The sequence below is a fragment of the Thermomonas hydrothermalis genome, assembly GCF_900129205.1.
Lineage (GTDB): Bacteria > Pseudomonadota > Gammaproteobacteria > Xanthomonadales > Xanthomonadaceae > Thermomonas > Thermomonas hydrothermalis.
Genome location: NZ_FQUK01000070.1, coordinates 1 through 4,915 on the forward strand (window position 1 = coordinate 1; position 4,915 = coordinate 4,915).

At 60.7% G+C, this 4,915-nt stretch carries 6 protein-coding genes; 4 read left to right on the plus strand and 2 right to left on the minus strand.

Annotation, left to right across the window (positions count from 1 at the left end):
• Positions 1-281, plus strand: a 281-nt coding sequence (locus BUA29_RS11660; protein WP_143148943.1) for a transposase, incomplete at its 5' end; no start/stop codon positions are given.
• Positions 282-390: 109 nt separating this feature from the next.
• A complete protein-coding gene (locus tag BUA29_RS11665; RefSeq protein WP_072756686.1) occupies positions 391-1,650 on the plus strand; it encodes an STAS-like domain-containing protein in 1,260 nt (419 codons plus the stop codon).
• Between the two features lie 212 nt (positions 1,651-1,862).
• Here the strand turns inward: BUA29_RS11665 and asd are convergent, their stop codons facing one another.
• Together asd and BUA29_RS11675 are read right to left on the minus strand one after the other, a co-directional pair.
• Positions 1,863-2,705: an archaetidylserine decarboxylase gene (gene asd / locus BUA29_RS11670; protein WP_072756687.1), complete on the minus strand. Its 843-nt coding sequence runs from the start codon at positions 2,703-2,705 to the stop codon at positions 1,863-1,865.
• Positions 2,702-3,346: an SCO family protein gene (locus tag BUA29_RS11675; protein WP_072756689.1), complete on the minus strand. Its 645-nt coding sequence runs from the start codon at positions 3,344-3,346 to the stop codon at positions 2,702-2,704. The genes asd and BUA29_RS11675 overlap by 4 nt, the downstream gene beginning before the upstream one ends.
• Before the next feature lie 156 nt (positions 3,347-3,502).
• Between BUA29_RS11675 and prmB the strand changes: the two genes are divergently transcribed.
• Entirely contained in the window at positions 3,503-4,450 is a 948-nt protein-coding gene (gene prmB, locus BUA29_RS11680; protein WP_072756688.1) for a 50S ribosomal protein L3 N(5)-glutamine methyltransferase, read from the plus strand.
• 230 nt (positions 4,451-4,680) lie between these two features.
• Positions 4,681-4,915 (plus strand): helix-turn-helix domain-containing protein (locus BUA29_RS11685; RefSeq protein WP_218587195.1); only part of this gene is annotated, 235 nt, incomplete at its 3' end.

The window sequence follows — 4,915 nt, forward strand, 5'->3', positions numbered from 1 at the left end:
TGCTCCGAAAGTGGGTCTCTTGGGCACGACGGTGTCGGCTGACGCCCTTCAAGAAGCTCGGTGCCACCATCCGCGACCACCTCACCGGCATCCTGCGGCATTTCGACACCGGCCTGTCCAACGGCCAGGTCGAGGCCTTCAACGCCCAGATCCAGGCCGCCAAGGCCCGCGCCAAGGGCTATCGCACTGACGCCAACCTGATCGCCATCAGCTACCTGCTGTGCGCCAAGCTCAGGCATCTACCCCGTCACCCTTGGCTCCATGCTCCCCATCAGACATGAACCGTTTCCACTGGAATCGCGATTGAGCCGAAAAAGGAAATCATGATCGTGGGTAGGGCTCTCGGGTGGGGAGCTAAACAGGAGTGGGTGTCTGGGGAAGGATCACAGTATGCCTGTATCTCGAAACGGTAACATCATCAACTTTGTGGGCGAGTTCGGACAAGCCGACCTCCACAAGCCACTTGCATGCATTCATCAGGCAGTTAATGACGCGGGTTATAGAGACATAATTCTAGATTTTTCAGAGTGCACTGCTGCATTTCCTCCGCCAATGCTTGCTCTGTGTGTGCAGATCATGCGCTTGCGCGATGAGAAAGTTGATACAAAGCTTGTCCTGCCAAGATTGGAAAAACTAGCCAAACTTTTCAGAAACGCGAACTGGGCTCATTTTCTGGAGCCCGGCAAATTCGAGCAATCAACTTTCCGTGGCTACACTCAAATCCCGGCAACGCAATTTAAGTCTCCAGATGATCAAAATCGTGCAGTCAATAGAATTGTCAATGCAATTCTCGGTGCTATTCAAGACATTGACCGTAGTGACTTCGCTGCGCTTGAATGGTCTATCAGTGAGATTACAGATAACGTGATTGTGCATTCTGAATCTCCTATCGGCGGATTGGTGCAAGTCTCAACCTTTCAGAAGAATCGCAAAGTGGTTGAGTACATTGTGGCAGATGCTGGCCTCGGTATTCCAACAACCCTACGGGCTGGTCAACCACAAATTAAATCAGATACCGAAGCACTTGATTGTGCTATTCGCGAAGGTGTAACAAGAGATAAATCGCTTGGGCAAGGAAATGGGTTATTTGGAAGTTTTCAGATCTGTAGTTACAGTGGTGGGCGATTTCAGATCGAATCTGGCCATGCCAAACTCTTCTATGCGCCAAGTCATGGTCTAAGTATTTCTAACGAGCGCATACCAATAGATGGCACTTTGATTGTTGCTCAAATTGATTTTTCAAAACCTGGTTTGCTTGAAGAAGCGCTGCGTTTCGCTGGTCGTCAATATCGCCCGGTCGACTTTGTTGAAACCAAGTACGAGCAGTTCGACTCTGATGATCTACTTTTTGTCTTGCGCGAAGAATCTAGAACATTTGGCAGTCGTTTAGCGGGAACTCCTATTCGTAACAGACTTGTGAACTTGCTTAAGATGTGCCCAGATCAAAGAATCAAGATCGACTGCTCTGGAATCCCATTGGTTTCTAGCAGCTTTGCAGACGAAGTTTTCGGCAAACTGTTCGTTGAGCTTGGTCCACTCGGTTTCATGCAACGAATTTTCATAGATAACGTCGATCCAACTGTTCGCAGTCTGGTAGACAAAGCAATATCTCAACGGATGGCTGTCGGACTTAGCGAGTTCGATGCCTAACAATTTATTCAAGCCGATGCTGCTTCGTGGCAAGGCTTTGACTGACCTCGACGTCCCCCCGCTTTCAGTAGCGGGGCGATTTAGAGTCCTGGGTGGATGGTAGTGGATGCCAGTTACTTCGCATAGGCGCTAGGCGTCAATCCACCCAGTGCCTTCTTGGGTCGCTCGTCGTTGTATGGCGAATGGGGGCAGGTCATGACCTGTCCGTGTCGTCACCCCCGCACCGCCAGCCGCTGTCCCAGCCGCACCGGGGAGTGTGCGTGCAGGGCCGGGTCTAATGTCGCCGCGTCCTTGGGCAGCAGCACGATGACGGTGCTGCCGTAGTTGAAGCGGGCCATTTCGGCGAAGCGTTCCAGGGTGATGCCGCGGCCGCGGTAGTCCTTGCGGGTGATGGTGTGGCCGTAGGGGGGGATTTCCACGCCGCCCCAGACGGTTTCAACGCCGGACACAAGCAGCGCGCCCACCATCACCACGGCGATGGGGCCGAAGTCGGTATCGAAATGGCAGACCAGGCGCTCGTTGCGGGCAAACAGGCGCGGCACGCTGGCCACGGCGTCCACACCGACCGAAAACAGGCGGCCGGGCACGTGCACGGTTTCACGCAGGGTGCCGGTGCAGGGCATGTGTACGCGGTGGTAGTCGCGTGGTGACAGGTACACGGTGGCGAAGCTGCCGTCGCGGAACGGGGCGGCATCGGCCTCGCTGCCCAGCAGTTCGGCAGCGGTGAAGCTCTGCCCCTTGGCCTGGAAGATACGGCCGTCCACGATCGGCCCGCACTGGCTGATGTGGCCGTCGGCGGGCATCAGCAGGGCGCGCGGGTCGGGGTCAGGGGTGCGTGCGCCGGGTTTGAGTGCGCGGGTGAAAAAGGCATTGAAGCTGGGGTAGGCGGTGGGGTCGGGCTGCGCCGCTTCGCTTAAGTCCACGCCGAACTTGCGGATCACGGTGTTGATCAGCCACTGCTTGAGCACCGGGTGGGTGGAATAGGCCAGCCGTCGCGCCAGCGAGGACAGCAGGCGGTGCGGCAGCACGTAGGTGAGGGCGGTGACGGGGCTCATCGGGTGGCCTGGGTCAGCGTTTCCAGATCGGCGGCAATGCCCTTCACGTCGAACGGCGGTTGTACGACGCCGGCCATGCGGGCCTGCGGGTCCAGCAGCGCCAGGGCGGCGCTGTGGTCGATGCTGTAGTCGGCTGGATCACCGCTGGGGCCGGGCACCTTCATAAAGACCAGCGACAGCGCGCGGGCGAAGTTCTGCAACTGCGGCAGCGGGGCGGTGGCGGCCAGTGTGTCCGGGTGGAAGGCGTGGGCGTACTGGGCCACGCTTTGCGGGGTGTCGCGTTCGGGGTCGGCGGAGACGAACAGCACACGCGGGCGAATGGCGGCCGGCAGGGCGGCCCACTGCTTCTGGGCACCGGCCAGTTCCGCCAGGGTGGTGGGGCAGACGTCCGGGCAGTGGGTGTAGCCCATAAACACCACGGTCCAGTGGCCCTTCAGGGTGTCTTGCGTCAGTGCCGTGCCATCGGCTTGTTGCAGGGAAAACGGCGGCAGCGTGCGCGGGGTCGGGAACAGGGTGATGGCCCGCGGTGCCGGCAGGGCAGGCGTGCTCGAGGGGGGCGAGGCCAGGCGCAAAGCGGCCCACAGGCCCAGGGTGGCGGCCACCAGGGCGATGGCCAGAAGCGGAATGAGGCGTTTGGACATGGGGTAGGGCTCCTGCAACGAGGCCGCCATGATAGGGAATCGGCGGCTGGTTCAGGGCGTCAGGGTGGCGTAGATGGCATTGCCGCACAGGCGGACAGGCCACGATGGGCAGGGGGCGCGGCTATACTGCGTCCCCGCGCCTGCCGCTTGTCACCCATGTCCCAAGAATTGCAGACCATCATCGACCTCATCCGCTACGGTGCCAGCCGCTTCAATGCGGCCGGGCTGACGTTTGGCCATAGCTACGACAACGCGCTGGATGAGGCCACCCAGCTCACCCTGCATGCGTTGCATCTGCCGCATGATCTGCCGCCGGCGTATGGCAATGCCCGGGTCACCGAGGCGGAGAAGGAAGAAGTGCTGGCGCTGTTCCTGCGCCGCATCGAGGAGCGGATCCCGGCCTGTTACCTGACCGGCGAGGCATGGTTTGCGGGCTTGAGCTTCAAGTCCGACCCGCGGGCATTGGTGCCGCGTTCGCCGATTGCCGAGTTGATCGAGGCCGGTTTCCAGCCGTGGCTGGGTGACCGCGAGGTGCGCCGTGCGCTTGATCTGTGCACCGGCTCCGGCTGTATCGCCATTGCGATGGCGCACTACAACCCGGACTGGCACGTGGATGGCGTCGATCTCAGCGATGACGCGCTGGCGCTGGCCCGGGAAAACGAAGCGCGGTTGCATGTGAAGAACGTGCGCTTCCTCAAGTCCGATCTGTTCTCGGCACTGCAGGGGGAGCGTTACGACCTGATCGTGAGCAATCCGCCCTATGTCACCAATGCCGAGATCGACGCTCTGCCGCCGGAGTATCACCACGAGCCGGAACTCGGCCTGCGCGCCGGCGAAGACGGGCTGGATCTGGTGCTGAAAATCCTGCGCGATGCGCCGCTCCACCTGACTGGGGACGGCCTGCTGATTTGCGAGGTGGGTGAGGCCGAACAGGCGCTGGTGCGGCTGCTGCCGGATCTGCCGCTGGCCTGGGTGGAGTTCAAGGTCGGGCAGATGGGCGTGTTCGTGGCGGAATGCGCGGACCTGATCGAACACAACGCCCGCATCAGCGCGCTGGCGGCCGCCCGTGAGCCGGCCAGCGGCAAGGGGCCTGGGCTGTTCTGAAGCCTTTTCACCCAGGGGCAGGCTTGCGGGTGTGCGAGAGAGCTTGTGCCCCCTGCGCAGAGGGGCGGTGCAGTGCGGGTGGTGCATACAGGTGGTTGTCTTGCTGTACTGCATAAGTTCAAACACCTTTGGCACTCCTTCGAAGCAGGAGGAGCGCCATGCAAGTGCACCATGCCGGGTACCGAATCCGGGGGTTCTATCGAATAGCCGCCTTGGGTCATCTTTGGGCAATGACCCCCAAAGACGCTCAACGAAGGCTGCACATCCTGCGCTTCTGGGACACACACGGCCTCGAAGCCACCCAAGACGCCTTCGACGTGTCCCGGCGCACGCTCTACCGGTGGAAGCAGGCCCTGCGCGAACAGGGCGGCAATCCCGCCGCCTTGGCCGCTCGATCCTGCGCGCCCAAACGCCGGCGCACGCCCAAGACCGACCCACGGCTGGTGGCGGAAATCCGCAGGTTGC

Coding starts and splice junctions, on each gene's coding strand:
- asd (WP_072756687.1), bottom strand. CDS start 2,705: ATGAGCCCCGTCACCGCCCTCACCTACGTGCTGCCGCACCGCCTGCTG.
- BUA29_RS11665 (WP_072756686.1), top strand. CDS start 391: ATGCCTGTATCTCGAAACGGTAACATCATCAACTTTGTGGGCGAGTTC.
- prmB (WP_072756688.1), top strand. CDS start 3,503: ATGTCCCAAGAATTGCAGACCATCATCGACCTCATCCGCTACGGTGCC.
- BUA29_RS11675 (WP_072756689.1), bottom strand. CDS start 3,346: ATGTCCAAACGCCTCATTCCGCTTCTGGCCATCGCCCTGGTGGCCGCC.